The following is a 14,117-nucleotide window of genomic DNA, read 5'->3' as shown; positions in this document are numbered from 1 at the left end:
TCCCCCGGTTGCGGACGGGGAAGGGCGGGCGCGGCGGTTGCGCTGCTACAGCACGAAATCCGCCGCGGTCAGGGCATGGTCGGAATAGACGGTGATGATGGCGTCCTCCAGCTTGTTGCCGGTGGTCTCGAGATAGACGCCGTAGCGGTTGTCGGCGAAGGCCAGGACCCGGATCTGCCCGGCGGCGGTGAAGGCGCCGGTGCCGAAGGTGAAGGCGGTGTGGCCGGGGCCCTCGCCATTGGCGTCGATCGCCGACAGGTCGATCTTGTCGCCCGTGGTGAAGTCCGTGATCGTGTCCCGGCCGGCTGCCGCGACGGTGCTGTCGCCGACCGCGAAGTAGGCGAAGGTGTCGTTGCCGGCGCCGCCCTTTAGCACGTCGGCGCCGCCGGCTCCGATCAGCACGTCGTTCCCCGCCATGCCCCACAGGGTGTTGGCGCCGGCGGTGCCGGTGATCGAGTCGGCGAAGCCCGAGCCGATCACCTGCTCGACGCTGCTGGAGGTGTCGCCGGCCGCGTCGCCACCCGAGGAGACGCCGCCCAGCACCACGGTCACGCCGGCGGATGAGCTGGCATAGGAGGCGGTGTCGATGCCGGCGCCGCCCTGCAGGACGTCGGCATCGGCCCCGCCTTCGAGCACGTCGTTGCCGTCGCCGCCTTCGAGGTTGTCGATGCCGGAGCCGCCGAAGAGGACGTCGTTGCCGGCGTCGCCATGGACCTGGTCGTTGTCGGCCCCGGCATCGATCGAATCATTGTCGCCTTCGCCATGCAGGATGTCGGCCCCGGCGCCCCCGACCAGCCGGTCGTTGCCGTCGCCGCCGTCGAGGAAGTCGGCGCCGGCCTCGCCGGAGAGGGCATCGTCGCCGGCCCGGCCCTGGAGCAGGTCGTCGCCGAGCTCGCCGCCGATGATGTTGCGGCCGGCGTTGCCGGCGAGGATGTCGTCGTGGCTGGAGCCGTACAGGTTCTCGATGTTGATCAGCGTGTCGTTCTGGGCGTCGCCGCCGGAAGCCACGTTGGTCTGCAGGTCGATCGAGACCCCGGCGCTCGATCCCTGGTAGTTGGCGAAATCCGAACCGGCGCCGCCGTCGAGGGTGTCGCCGCCGGCACCGCCGCGCAGCGTGTCGCCGCCGTCGCCGCCACTGATGGTATCGACGCCGTCGAAGCCGATCAGCCGGTCGGCCAGGGTCGAACCGGTGATGACGTCGTCGCCGGTGAAGATGGTGGCAAGCATCGCCAGTTCGTCGCCGCCGATGATGAGACCGGCCAGGGTCGCCAGCGGCGTGTTCATGCCGGTGATGGAGAAGACCAGCCCCGGCTTCATGTAGGTCAGCTCGGTCGCGGTGCCGCCGAAGGTCGATGGCGGGGTGAACGACAGCCCTGTTCCGAGGAGGGTCAACGATCCGGTGTCGTTGAAGTTGAAGGCTGCGATGACGCCCCCGATGAGGAGCGGGGGGCCTGAGAAGCCCGAGGATGCGATCTGCGACAGCGTGCCGAACTGGATGCCGTTGCCGTTGAGGCCCGTGCTGCTGTTCGTGATGAAAGCCGCCATGGGAAACCCCCGAGAGCGCCCCGATCATCCGAAATCGCGGCCGTTGCGGCCGTCCTGGATCGAGAGCAGCTCAAGATCGTGCAAAATTCGCGGCAGTTCGAGGGTCTTCGCGGCGCCGCCGCGAAGAACGCAAGGAAGCATCGAGCCGGCGGAAGGAAATTTCCGCCGGCTGCTGGATCATCTGGCGTCCGCTGCGGCTACAGCACGAAATCCGCCGCGGTCAGGACGTGGTTGGAATAGACGGTGATGAGGGCGTCCTCGACATTGTTGCCGGTGGTCTCGAGGTAGACGCCGTAGTGTCCGCCACCGAAATCCAGGACCCGGATCTGGCCGGCGGCGGTGAAGGCGCCGGTGCCGAAGGTGAAGGCGGCATCGCCCGGACCGGCGCCGTTGGCGTCGATCGCCGACAGGTCGATCTTGTCGCCGGTGGTGAAGTCGGTGATCGTGTCCCGGCCCGAGGCCGCGACAGTGCTGTCGGCCACGCTGAAATAGACGAATCTGTCGTTGCCGGCGCCGCCCTTCAGCACATCGGCGCCGCCGCCGCCCGCGAGCACGTCGTTGCCGGCCATGCCCCACAGGGTGTTGGCGCCGGCGTTGCCGGTCAGCGTGTCGTCGAAGCCGGACCCCAGCACCTGCTCGAAGCCGGACAGGATGTCGCCGGCGGCGTCGCCGCCGGAGACGGCACCGGTGGCCAGGTTGACCGACACCCCGGCGGCCGAGCTGGCATAGCTGACCGTGTCGATGCCGTTGCCGCCGGTGAGAGTGTCGGCCCCGGCCCCGCCTTCGAGGATGTCGTTGTCGTCGCCGCCGTCGAGCGTGTCGTCGCCGGTGCCGCCAAAGAAGCTGTCGTTGCCGGCCTCGCCGAAGATGGAGTCGTTGCCGGTGCCGCCATCGGCCGAGTCGTTGCCGGCCTCGCCGGACAGCTGGTCGGCCCCGTCGCCACCGACCAGCCGGTCATTGCCGTCCCTGCCGCTGAGGATGTCGTCGCCGGCCTCGCCCGACAGCGCATCGTCGCCGCCGCGGCCGTCCAGGGCGTCGCGACCGCCCTCGCCGCCGAGGATGTTGCGGCCGGCGTCGCCGGACATGGTGTCGTCATGGCTGGAGCCGTACAGGTTCTCGATGCTGATCAGCGTGTCGCCCGTGGCGTCGCCACTGAAGTTCAGGTTGGCCTGCAGATCGATGAAGACGGTATCGCTCGACCCCTGATAGTTGGCGAAGTCCGAGCCGTTGCCGCCGTTCAGGGTATCGCCGCCGGCGCCGCCGCGGAGCGTGTCGTTGCCGTCGCCGCCATTGATGGTGTCGTTGCCGTCGAAGCCCATCAGCAGATCGGCCTGGCTCGATCCGCCGATTGTATCGGCCCCCGAGAAGATGATCGCCAGCGCCGCCATCTCGCCGCCGGGGGTGAGGAAGCCGGCGGCCACATCCGCCAGCGCCGTGCTCATGCCGGTGATGGAGAAGATCGGTATCCCAACCTTGGTGTAGGTCAGGCTGTCAACGGTGCCTCCGAACGTGTTCGGAATAATGAACGACATTCCCGTCCCGGTGACGCCCAGCAGCCCCCCGTCGAGGAACGGGACGGTGCCGACGACCGGCGTGATGAGCGGGAAGCCGGCGACGCCCGAGGATGCGATCTGCGACAGCGTGCCGAACTGGATGCCGTTGCCGTTCAGCCCGGTGCCGTTGAGCACGGAGAAAACTGCCATGAAGACCTCCCCTAACTCTGCGTGTCCCGATCATGCGAAAGCACGACGCTTGCGGCCGTTTGGATCGGTTTGATCAAGGATTGGGCAAAATCTTCTGCAGTTCGAGCGAGTTCCGGCGCCTCGGCAAAAAACGCAAGGAAACGGCGAGTGCCTGGAAATTAAGCTTCCAGGCAATTTTCCGAGAATGGTCCGAGCGGCGTGGCGGCGGGATTCCGCCCTCCCCGGTTGCGGCGGAGGGAGGGCGGGATCGCCAAGTGCTACAGCACGAAATCCGCCGCGGTCAGGGCGTGATCGGAATAGACGGTGATGAGCGCGTCCTCGACATTGTTGCCGGTGGTCTCGAGGTAGACGCCGTAGCGACCGCCGCCGGCGGCCACGACCCGGATCTGGCCGGCGGCGGTGAAGGCGCCGGTGCCGAAGGTGAAGGCGGCGTCGCCGGGGCCTTCGCCATTGGCGTCGATCGCCGACAGGTCGATCTTGTCGCCGGTGGTGAAGTCCGTGATCGTGTCCCGGCCCGCGGCCGCGACGGTGCTGTCGCCGGTTCCGACATAACGGAAGGTGTCGTTGCCGGCGCCGCCCTTCAGCGTGTCGGCGCCGAGGCCCCCGGTGAGCACATCGTTCCCGGCCATGCCCCACAGCGTGTTGGCGCCGGTGTTGCCGGTCAGCGTGTCGGCGAAGCCGGAGCCCAGCACCTGCTCGATGCCGCTGAAGGTGTCGCCCACGGCATCGCCGCCGGAAACGGCACCGGTGGCCAAGTTGACCGACACCCCGGCGGCCGAGCTGGCATAGCTGACCGTGTCGATGCCGTTGCCGCCGGTGAGGCTGTCGGCCCCCGCCCCGCCCTCGAGATAGTCGTTGTCGTCGCCGCCGTCGAGCACATCGACCCCGCCGCCGCCGGTGATGCTGTCGTTGCCGGCATTGCCGAAGGTGCTGTCATTGTCGGCGCCGCCATCGATCGAATCATTGCCGGCATCGCCGGACAGGGTGTCGACCCCGGCGCCGCCGACGATCCGGTCGTTGCCGTCGCCGCCGTCGATGCCGTCGTCGCCGGCCTCGCCCGAGAGCGCGTCGTCGCCGCCGTTGCCGTCGATGTTGTCGCCGCCATTCTCGCCGCCGATGATGTTGCGGACGGCGTTTCCGGCAAGGAAGTCGTTGCCGCTGGACCCGTACAGGTTCTCGATGCTGATCAGTACATCGCCCGTGGCGTCGCCGCCGAAGATCAGGTTCGCCTCGAGGTTGACGAAGACGTCGGTCGACCCCTGGTAGTTGGCGAAATCCAGGCCATTGCCGCCGTCCAGGATATCGCCGCCGGCACCGCCGCGAAGCGTGTCGTTGCCGTCGCCGCCGTTGATGGTGTCGATGCCGTCGAAGCCCATCAGCAGGTCGGCCTGGCTCGATCCGCCGATGGTATCGGCCCCCGAGAAGATGGTGGCCAGCGCCGCCATCTCGCCGCCGGGGGTGAGGAACCCGGCGGCCACATCCGCCAGCGGGGTGCTCATGCCGGTGATCGAGAACACCGGCACGATCTTGCCGTAGTTCAGGCTGGTGACGGTGCCGCCGAAGGTGTTCAGAGGAATGAACGACATCCCGACCCCGAGGATGGTCAGCACCCCCAGGTCGTTGAAAGGGACGGTGCCGATGGTCGGCGTGATGAGCGGAATGCCGGCGATGCCTGAGGATGAGATCTGCGACAACGTCCCGAACTGGATGCCGTTGCCGTTCAGTCCTGTGCCGTTCAGCACGGAGAAAACTGCCATGGAAATACCTCCCCAATCTGCATGTCCCGGTCATGTGAAAGCACGACGCTCGCGGTCGTTTGGATCGGGATTGATCAAAGATTGGGCAAAATCCTTGGCGGTGCGAGAGAGTTCCAATAGCCCGGTAAAGAACGCAAGGAAGCGGCGATATTTGGAAATTAAATTTCCAGGCAATTTCTCGATAATGCCGCGAATGGAGCGACGCAACGGCGGGGTCCCGCCCTCCCCCGGTTGTGGCGGAGAGAGGGCGGGACCGACAGACATCTACAGCGCGAAGTCCGCCGCGGTCAGGGCATGGTCGGAATAGACGGTGATAAGCGCGTCCTCGACATTGTTGCCGGTGGTCTCGAGATAGACGCCGTAGCGGCCGCCGGCGAAGGCCAGGACCCGGATCTGCCCGGCCCCGGTGAAGGCGCCGGTGCCGAAGGTGAAGGCGGCGTCGCCGGGGCCGGCGCCATTGGCATCGATCGCCGACAGGTCGATCTTGTCGCCGGTGGTGAAGTCGGTGATCGTGTCCCTGCCGGCGGCCGCGACGGTGCTGTCGCCGACCGCGACATAGCGGAAGCTGTCGTTGCCGGCGCCGCCCTTCAGCACATCGGCCCCGCCGCCTCCCGTGAGCACGTCGTTGCCGGCCATGCCCCAGATCGTGTTGGCGCCGGCGTTGCCGGTCAGCGTGTCGTCGAAGCCCGAGCCCAGGACCTGCTCGAAGCCGGTGAAGGTGTCGCCCGCGGCGTCGCCGCCGGACACGGCACCGGTGGCCAGGTTGACCGACACCCCGGCGGCCGAGCTGGCGTAGCTGAGCGTGTCGATGCCGTCGCCGCCGGTCAGCTGATCGATGCCGTCGCCGTGGTCGCCCCCTTCGAGAATGTCGTTGCCGGCGCCGCCGTCCAGCTTGTCGTCCCCGGTGCTGCCAAAGAGATTGTCGTTGCCGTCATCGCCGGTGACGACATCGCTGCCCGACCCGGCATCGATCGAATCATCGCCGGCATTGCCGTGCAGGAAGTCACCGTCGCCGCCGCCGACGATCCGGTCGTTGCCGTCGTCGCCGCTGATGATGTCTTCGCCATTCTCGCCGGAGAGCGCGTCGTCGCCGGCATTGCCGTCGATCAGGTCGCCGCCATCCTCGCCGCCGATGATGTTGCGGGCATTGCTGCCTTCCATGGTGTCGTCGAAACTGGAGCCGTAGAGGTTCTCGATGTCGATCAGCGTATCGCCAGCGGCGTCGCCATCGGAGACCGTGTTGTTCGCCAGGTCGATGAACACTGCGACGCTCGATCCCTGGTAGTTGGCGAAGTCCGAGCCGGCGCCGCCGTTCAGGATGTCACCGCCGGCGCCGCCGCGGAGGGTGTCGTTGCCATTGCCGCCATTGAGGGTGTCGTTGCCGTCGAAGCCCATCAGCAGGTCGGCTTGGGTCGAGCCGCCGATGGTGTCGGCGCCCGAGAAGATGGCGGCCAGCGCGGCCAGTTCGCCGCCGGGGGTGATGAGGCCGGAGGCCACAGTCGACAGCGGCGTGCTCATGCCGGTGATCGAGAAGATCGGGGTGCCCGCCGGCTTGGCGTAGGCCAGGTCGGTGACGGTGCCGCCGAAGCTTGGGAATGGCAGAAAGCTAACCGACATTCCGGTCCCGGTCACCGACAGCACCCCGCCGTCGTTGAAAGAGATGCTTCCGGCCGTTGGCGCGATGGCCGGAAGAGTCGAACCGCCCGAGCTTCCGATCTGCGACAGAGTGCCGAACCGGATGCCGGCGCCGTTCAGTCCGGTGCCGTTGAGCACGGAGAAAACCGCCACGGAACACTCCCCCTGTTGGTCTCGATCGGATATCGCGGCTGGATCGGCCGTGTTTGGATCGAGCTGTTGCGATCGACGCCGTGCTCCCAAAGGCTCCGAATCTCTTTGGAAGGAAAACTGGACGTGCCGATCCAACGGATTAAAATAAACTTCTATATATTACCATAATATGCACGCCCTGCGAACGCAAAGGCCCGCCGGCCCTTGCGCCGGGCTGGCGGATCTGGTTCGGACGAGCGGGACGGCCGCGGCGCAGGCGAACGTGACGAATTCCGCTCGCCTGCGGGGTGCCGCGCGTGACCGTGCTACAGCACGAAATCCGCCACGGTCAGGGCATGGTCGGAATAGACGGTGATGAGGGCGTCCTCGACATTGTTGCCGGTGGTCTCGAGATAGACGCCGTAGCGGTTGCCGCCGGCGGCCAGGACCCGGATCTGCCCGGCGCCGGTGAAGGCACCGGTGCCGAAGGTGAAGGCGGCGTCGCCGGGGCCGTCACCATTGGCGTCGATCAGGGATAGATTGATCTTGTCGCCGGTGGTGAAGTCGAGGATCGTGTCCCGGCCGGCGGCTGCAATGGTGCTGTCGGCCACGCTGAGATAGCCGAAGGTGTCGTTGCCGGCTCCGCCCTTCAGCACATCGGCCCCGATGCCGCCAATCAGCACGTCGTCGCCGGCCATGCCCCACAAGGTGTTGGCATTGGCGTCGCCGCTGATGCTGTCGGCGAAGCCGGAGCCGATCACCTGCTCGATGCCGGACATGACGTCGCCGGTGGCATCGCCGCCGGTGGAGACGCCGCCCAGCGCCACGGTCACGCCGGCGGCGGAGCTGGCATAGCTCACCGTGTCGATGCCGTTGCCGCCGATCAGATTGTCGGCGCCGGCCGCGCCTTCGAGCACGTCGTTGCCGTCGCCGCCGTCGAGCGCGTCGTCGCCGGCGCCGCCATAGAGGACATCGTTGCCGGCCTGGCCGAAGACCTGGTCGTTCTCGGTGCCGGCGTCGATCGAATCATTGCCGATGCCGCCGCTCAGATTGTCGGCTCCGGCGCCACCGACCACGCGGTCATTGCCGTCGCCGCCATTGACGTTGTCGGCTCCGCCTTCACCGGACAGGGCATCGTCGCCGCCATTGCCGATAAGGGCGTCGTCGCCCAGCTCGCCGCCGATGATGTTGCGGGCGTTGTCGCCGGCGAGGGTGTCGGCGTTGCTGGAGCCGTACAGGTTCTCGATGCTGGTCAGCGTGTCGCCCTGGGCGTCGCCGCCCCCGGTGAGGTGGTTCAGCAGGTCGACCGTGACCCCGGCCAGCGAGCCCTGGTAATTGGCGAAGTCCGAGCCGTTGCCGCCGTCGATATTGTCGCCGCCGGCGCCGCCCCGAATGGTGTCGTTGCCGTCATAGCCCTTGAGGATGTCGGCCAGGGTGGAGCCGGAGATCTGGTCGGCCCCGGCGAAGATGGTGCCGAGGATGCTCTCCTCGTTGCCGCCGCTGACCAGCCCGGCCAGGGTCGCCAGCGGGATGCTCATGCCGGTGATGGAGAAGACGGGAAGGACCTTGCTGTAGGTCAGGCCCTCGGCGGTGCCGCTCAATGTCGAGGTCCCGAAGTCGAACGCCATCCCCGTCCCGGTGATGGTCAGCGATCCCGCGTCGAGGAAGAAGATGCTGGCCGTCGTCGGCGTGACGATCGGGATGGGGAGGGCGCCCGCCGCCGCGATCTGCGACAACTGGCCGAACTTGATGCCGTCGCCGATGAAATCGTTGTTGCTGTCGATGCCGGTGCCGTTGAGAACGGTGAATGTCGCCAACTGAGATCCTCCCTTTGGTCCCGATCCGGGTGCGGCAAAGAGGCCGGCCGATGCACAGGCAAATCGGCGCGGGGTCGCGATCCGGCAAATAAAGATAAATTGCTATAGAATATAATAGTATGCAGCCGCAGCGAAGACGAGAGGTAAGAATTCCTTCTTGCCGGTACGGGCCGAGCCGACCGCCCGGCCACCGTCATGCCGTCGATCCGGACCCTCGGCACGTCCATGCCGGTGCGCAGCACCGGGTCGTGACCGGATGGGCGCAGCCGCCGCGCCCGATCCGGGGCGCGGCGGCTGCGCTGTTACAGCACGAAATCCGCCACGGTCAGGGCGTGGTCGGAATAGACGGTGATCAGGGCGTCCTCGACATTGTTGCCGGTGGTTTCGAGATAGACGCCGTAGCGGCCACCGGCAAAGGCCAGGACCCGGATCTGGCCGGCCCCGGTGAAGGCGCCGGTGCCGAAGGTGAAGGCGGCGTCGCCGGGGCCGTCGCCATTGGCGTCGATCGCCGACAGGTCGATCTTGTCGCCGGTGGTGAAGTCCAGGATCGTGTCCCGGCCGGCGGCCGCGACGGTGCTGTCGGCCACGCTGAGATAGGTGAAGCTGTCGTTGCCGGTGCCGCCCTTCAGCACGTCGGCCCCGATGCCGCCAATCAGCACGTCGTCGCCGGCCATGCCCCACAGGGTGTTGGCATTGGCGTCGCCGGTGATGCTGTCGGCGAAGCCCGAGCCGATCACCTGCTCGATGCCGGACATGGTGTCGCCGGTGGCGTCGCCGCCCGAGGAGGCGCCGCCCATCGCCACGATCACGCCGGCGGCGGAGCTGGCATAGCTCACCGTATCGATGCCGTTGCCGCCGATCAGGTTGTCGGCGCCGGCCGCGCCTTCGAGCACGTCGTTATCGTCGCCGCCGTCGAGCACGTCGTCGCCGGCGCCGCCATAGAGGACGTCGTTGCCGGCCTGGCCGAAGACTTGGTCGTTCTCGGTGCCGGCGTCGATCGAATCATCGCCGATGCCGCCGCTCAGATTGTCGGTTCCGGCGCCACCGACCACGCGGTCGTTGCCGTCGCCGCCATTGATGCTGTCGGCCCCGCCTTCACCGGACAGGGCATCGTCGCCGCCATTGCCGATAAGGGTGTCGTCGCCCAGCTCGCCGCCGATGATGTTGCGGGCGGCGTCGCCGGCCAGGGTGTCGGCTTTGCTGGAGCCGTACAGGTTCTCGATGCTGGCCAGCACGTCGCCCTGGGCGTCGCCGCCCGAGGTGATGTGGTTCAGCAGGTCGACCGTGACCCCGGCCAGCGAGCCCTGGTAGTTGGCGAAGTCCGAGCCGTTGCCGCCGTCGATATTGTCGGCGCCGGCGCGACCCCGGATGGTGTCGTCGCCGTCATAGCCCTTGAGGATGTCGTTCTTGGTGGAGCCGTAGATCAGATCGGCCCCGGCGAAGATGGTGCCGAGGATGCTCTCCTCGTTGCCGCCCTGGACCAGCCCGGCCAGGGTCGCCAGCGGGATGCTCATGCCGGTGATGGAGAAGACCGGCAAGACCTTGTTGTAGGTCAGGCCGTCGGCGGTGCCGCTCAATGTCGAGGTCGGGAAGTCGAACGCCATCCCCGTCCCGGTGATGGCCAGAAACCCCGCGCCGGGGAGGAGGATGGAAGCGAGAGTCGGCGTGACGATCGGAACGGGGAAAACACCTCCGGCGGCGATCTGCGACAGCTGGCCGAACTTGACGCCCTCGCCGATGAGGTCGTTGTTGCTGTCGATGCCGGTGCCGTTGAGCACTGAGAAAACGGCCACGGGAATGCCTCCCCAATGAGCGTGATCATCTAAATGCGGCCTTGCATGGCGGCCGTCTGAGTGAATTGTTGAAAGATTATATAAAATCCGTAACAATTCGAGGGTGCCCTCGCGTTTCGGCAAAGAACGCAAGGAACGGCTCGGGCCGGCGGAATGATATTTCCACTCCTGGTCCGGTCGCCACAATCGCGGTGGCGGAGCCCGCCGTTCCCCGTTGCGGTGGAGGACGGGCGGGCGGCCGGGCGTTACAGCACGAAGTCCGCCGCCGTCAGGGCATGGTCCGAATAGACGTTGATGATCGAGTCCGGCGTCTGGTCGCCGGTGGTTTCGATGTAGCCGCCGTAGCGGCCACCAGCGAAGGCCAGGACCCGGAGGCCCGCCCGGGACGGGGCCGAGCGGCATGGCTCGCCACGTCGGTGCCGGTGTTGCCGTTCGGAGAGAGGACGACCGGGCGCCCGGCGGGGCGCCCGGCCACCAGGCACTAGAGCAGGAAGTTCGAGGCCTGCAGCGCGAACGTTCCGGTGAGATTGATGATGATGTCGGCGGTGCCGTTGCCGTCGACATCGGCCGAGACCGTCGTGGTGCCGCCACCGCTGTCGTAGCGCAGCTGTCCGGCGGCGCTGGTGAAGGCGCCGGTGCCGATGAAGCTGAAGGCCGTGTCGCCGTTTCCGATATTGCCGTCGGCATCGATCAGCCGCAGGGAGATCAGATCGGTCCCGGCCTGGAAGTCCTGGATCGTGTCGGCGGCCAGGGCGGTGCTGTCGGAGACGGCGGTATAGCTGAAATAGTCCGCGCCGGCGCCGCCGTTCAGCACGTCGGCGCCGCTGCCGCCACGGAGGGTATCGTTGTTGCCGCCGCCGCTGAGGGTGTCGTTCCCGTCGAACCCGATGAGCGCGTTGCCCAGCGCGTTGCCGGTCATGACGTCGTCATGCGTGCTGCCATTGATCGTCTCGACGTCGTTGGCGATGGTGTCGCCCTGGGCCGTGCCGCCGGTGTTCACCTGGGTCTGGAGGTTGATCGTCACGCCCGCGGCACTGTCGTAATAGCTGGCGACGTCGTAGCCGCTGCCGCCGGCCAGCTGGTCGGCGCCGAGACCGCCGCGCAGAACGTCGCCGTCGGCGCCGCCATTCAGCTGATCGTCGCCGTTGCCGCCCTCCAGGGTGTCCCAGCCGGCGCCGCCGGCGAGCACATCGTTGCCGGCCATGCCCCGCAGCGTGTTCGCCGCGCCGTCGCCGGTCAGGGTGTCGCCGAAGGCGCTGCCCTGCAGGTTTTCGACATTCGTCAGCGCGTCGTCCTGGGCGTAGCCGCCGGTGTTGGCATTGGTCGCCAGGTCGACGGTCACCCCGGATCCGCTGCCGTTGTAATCCGCAATGTCGACGCCGGTGCCGCCGCTGATGGTGTCGGCGCCCGCGCCGCCATTGAGCACGTCATTGCCGTCGCCGCCGTCGAGCAGATCGACGCCCGCGCCGCCGACGAGCGCATCGGCGTCGGCGAAGCCGGAGAGCACGTCGTTGCCGTTGCCGCCATAGAGCGTGTCGGCGCCGGCATTGCCGACGATGTTGTCGCCGCCCGCCCCGCCATTGATCTCGTTGGCGCCGGCATTGCCGGTCAGGAAGTCGTCGAAGACGCTGCCGCCCAGGTTTTCGATATTGGTCAGCACGTCGCCCTGGGCATCGCCGCCAAAGGCGAAGCCGACCGCGAGATTGACGATCACCGTGGCGCCGGAATTGTAATAGCCGGCCGCATCCATGCCGTTGCCGCCGTCGATGGCGTCGGCGCCGGCCCCGCCGACGATGATGTCGTTGCCGGCATAGCCCTTGAGGATGTCGGGCATGCTGGAGCCGGAGATCTGGTCGTTTCCGGCGAAGACGGCGCCGAGGATGGTCTCCTCGTTGCCGCCCGAGGCCAGCCCGGCCAGGGTCGCCAGCGGGACGCTCATGCCGGTGATGGAAAAGATCGGGGCGACCTTGGTGTAGGTCATGCCATCGGCGGTGCCGCTGAATGCCAACGTCCCGAAGTCGAACGCCATCCCCGACCCGGTGATGGCCAGCGACCCGCCGTCGAGGAAGAGGATGGAGGCGGTGGTCGGCGTGACGACCGGGAAGGCGGCGACGCCTGCCGCCGCGATCTGCGACAGCTGGCCGAACTTGATGCCGTCGCCGAAGGTATCGTTGTTGCTGTCGATGCCGGTGCCGTTAAGAACGCTGAATATCGCCACTGAAACACTCCCTGTTGGTTTTGATCCATGCGGCAAAGACGCCGGCCGATGCACAAGCAAATCGGCACGGGATCACGGTCCGGCAAATAACGATAAATTGTTAATTAATAGAATAGTATGCGGCCGCAACGAAGACGAGAGGAGAGAATTCCTTCTTGCCGGCGCTGGCCGGGTCTACCGCCCGGCCACCATCATGCCGTCGATCCGCACCGTCGGCGCGTCCATGCCGTAGCGCAGGACCAGGTCGTTCGCCGGCACCAGGGCGCGATACATGTCCTTCAGGTTGCCGGCGATGGTGACCTCGTTGACCGGATAGGCGATGCGGCCGCGCTCGATCCAATAGCCATGGGCGCCGCGGCTGTAGTCGCCGGTGACGCCATTGACCGACGACCCCATCAGCCCGGTGACGTAGAAGCCGTCCGGGATGTCCGCCATCAGCTCTTCCGGCGTGGCGTGGCCCGGGGCGAGGTACAGGTTGGCCGGGGACGCGCCCGGCGGGCCGCTGGTGCCGCGCACGGCATGGCCGGTCGGGGCCAGGCCGAGCTGGCGGGCCGAGCGAATGTCGAGCAGCCAGGTGGTCAGCCGGCCATCCTCGATCAGGGCGCGGCGGCGGCTGGCCACGCCCTCGGCGTCGCAGGGGCGCGAGCGCAGGCCGCGGCGGATATGCGGGTCGTCGATCACCTCGATGCCCGCGGCGAACACCGCGTCGCCCATCCTCTCCTTCAGAAAGCTGGTGCCGCGGGTGATGGCGCCGCCGCTGATGGCGCCGATCAGATGGCCCAGCAGGGTGCGCGAGACGCGCGGGTCGAACACCACCGGCACCCGCGCGGTCGACGCCTTGCGCGCGCCCAGCCGGGCCACGGCGCGCTCGCCGGCGCTGCGGCCGACCGCCTCGGGCGTGTCCAGGTCCCCGGCATGGACGGCGCTGGTGTGGTCGTAATCGGTCTCCATCCCGGTGCCCTCTCCGGCGATGGCGGAGACCGAGATGCTGCTGCCGGTCGAGCCGGTGACGCGGGAAAAGCCGTTGCTGGCCACCATCGCCGCCATGCTGCGGCCGAAGCCGGCGCTGGCGCCTTCGGAATTGGTCACGCCCGCGACCGCCAGTGCCGCCTCCTCGGCCGCCCGGGCGCGCTCCGCCAGGGTCTCGGTCGAGGGCTCGGCCGGGTCGACCAGGTCGAGCTCCGGCAGCGTGGTCGCCAGCTCGGACGGGTCGGCGAGGCCGCAATAGGGGTCCTCCGGCACCACCTTGGCCATGGCGACGGCGCGCTCGACGATCTCGTCCAGGGCCGCCTGGCGGCGGTCGGAGGAGGAGACGATCGCCATGCGCTGGCCGATGAACACGCGCAGGCCCAGATCGCCACTCTCGGAGCGCTCGACATGCTCGAGCTGGCCGAGCCGGTGGCTGATCGAGATCGAGGTGCTGTCGAACAGCACGGCGTCGGCAGCGTCGGCGCCGGCCCGCCTGGCCTTGTCGATCAGGCCGGACAGCAGGTCGAGGGTCGCGTCATGGGCAGAGG

9 protein-coding genes are annotated in these 14,117 nt (G+C 67.7%); all 9 read right to left on the bottom strand.

From position 1 onward, the window contains the following. Window positions 1-45: 45 nt before the first annotated feature. Complete coding sequence (locus AB4Z01_RS25395) at window positions 46-1,545, bottom strand: calcium-binding protein (RefSeq protein WP_441698644.1); 1,500 nt, start codon at window positions 1,543-1,545, stop codon at window positions 46-48. Window positions 1,546-1,742: 197 nt separating this feature from the next. Further along, a complete protein-coding gene (locus AB4Z01_RS25390; protein WP_441698643.1) occupies window positions 1,743-3,248 on the bottom strand; it encodes a calcium-binding protein in 1,506 nt (501 codons plus the stop codon). Window positions 3,249-3,505: 257 nt separating this feature from the next. Beyond that, the gene (locus AB4Z01_RS25385) at window positions 3,506-5,005 is read right to left on the bottom strand and encodes a calcium-binding protein (RefSeq protein WP_441698642.1); all 1,500 of its coding nucleotides are present in this window, start codon (window positions 5,003-5,005) and stop codon (window positions 3,506-3,508) included. Between the two features lie 30 nt (window positions 5,006-5,035). After that, the gene (locus tag AB4Z01_RS25380; protein ID WP_441698641.1) at window positions 5,036-5,212 is read right to left on the bottom strand and encodes a hypothetical protein; all 177 of its coding nucleotides are present in this window, start codon (window positions 5,210-5,212) and stop codon (window positions 5,036-5,038) included. A gap of 57 nt (window positions 5,213-5,269) precedes the next feature. Further along, entirely contained in the window at window positions 5,270-6,793 is a 1,524-nt protein-coding gene (locus tag AB4Z01_RS25375) for a calcium-binding protein (protein WP_441698640.1), read from the bottom strand. Between the two features lie 305 nt (window positions 6,794-7,098). Then, a complete protein-coding gene (locus AB4Z01_RS25370; protein ID WP_441698639.1) occupies window positions 7,099-8,589 on the bottom strand; it encodes a calcium-binding protein in 1,491 nt (496 codons plus the stop codon). Window positions 8,590-8,891: 302 nt separating this feature from the next. Next, entirely contained in the window at window positions 8,892-10,382 is a 1,491-nt protein-coding gene (locus AB4Z01_RS25365; protein WP_441698638.1) for a calcium-binding protein, read from the bottom strand. Between the two features lie 481 nt (window positions 10,383-10,863). Beyond that, window positions 10,864-12,600, bottom strand: coding sequence for a calcium-binding protein (locus AB4Z01_RS25360; RefSeq protein WP_441698637.1), 1,737 nt, complete (start codon window positions 12,598-12,600; stop codon window positions 10,864-10,866). Window positions 12,601-12,774: 174 nt separating this feature from the next. Beyond that, entirely contained in the window at window positions 12,775-14,091 is a 1,317-nt protein-coding gene (locus tag AB4Z01_RS25355; RefSeq protein ID WP_441698668.1) for a TldD/PmbA family protein, read from the bottom strand. Between the last annotated feature and the right edge of the window lie 26 nt (window positions 14,092-14,117).

Source organism: Inquilinus sp. YAF38 (genome assembly GCF_052113205.1).
In the GTDB taxonomy this organism is placed as follows: Bacteria; Pseudomonadota; Alphaproteobacteria; order DSM-16000; family Inquilinaceae; genus Inquilinus.
This window is presented reverse-complemented; position numbering and strand designations above follow the sequence as displayed.

Coding starts and splice junctions, on each gene's coding strand:
- AB4Z01_RS25395 (WP_441698644.1), bottom strand. CDS start 1,545: ATGGCGGCTTTCATCACGAACAGCAGCACGGGCCTCAACGGCAACGGC.
- AB4Z01_RS25390 (WP_441698643.1), bottom strand. CDS start 3,248: ATGGCAGTTTTCTCCGTGCTCAACGGCACCGGGCTGAACGGCAACGGC.
- AB4Z01_RS25385 (WP_441698642.1), bottom strand. CDS start 5,005: ATGGCAGTTTTCTCCGTGCTGAACGGCACAGGACTGAACGGCAACGGC.